The organism is Burkholderia sp. BCC0397 (genome assembly GCF_902832865.1).
In the GTDB taxonomy this organism is placed as follows: Bacteria; Pseudomonadota; Gammaproteobacteria; order Burkholderiales; family Burkholderiaceae; genus Burkholderia.
Window position 1 is genome coordinate 1 of sequence record NZ_CADFDL010000039.1, and the last position, 372, is coordinate 372.

At 62.1% G+C, this 372-nt stretch carries 1 pseudogene; it reads right to left on the reverse strand.

Annotation, left to right across the window (positions count from 1 at the left end):
• Positions 1-356 (reverse strand): annotated as a pseudogene (locus HWX03_RS36675) (RHS repeat protein); the annotation flags it as partial.
• Between the last annotated feature and the right edge of the window lie 16 nt (positions 357-372).

A 372-nucleotide genomic window follows, 5' to 3' on the forward strand; every position in this document is an offset into this window, starting at 1 on the left:
GCGCTGCTCGTGAACCGGTGATCCTGGGCCGACAACCACCCTTGATTGTCGTACGCAAACTCCGTACGCGTCCCGTTACCCAGCTCCACCGTCGCGCGACGGTTGAGCGCGTCATAGCTGTATTTCGCCAGGCTCGCCGTGCCGTTTTCCAACAACTGCGACGGTCGACCGAAGCCGTCGTACTGCGTCGATACGTGGAAGCCATCCGGCCACGCAACATCGATCACGTTGCCCGCCGCGTCATACCGATAGCGCAGCGTCCTGCCGCCGGTACTCGTCTGCGTCAGTTGACCCAGGCCGTCGTAGCTGTTGATGATCGTATGGCTGCCGTCACCGAACTGCGACGCCGTCTTCAAGCCGCGCAAATCGTAG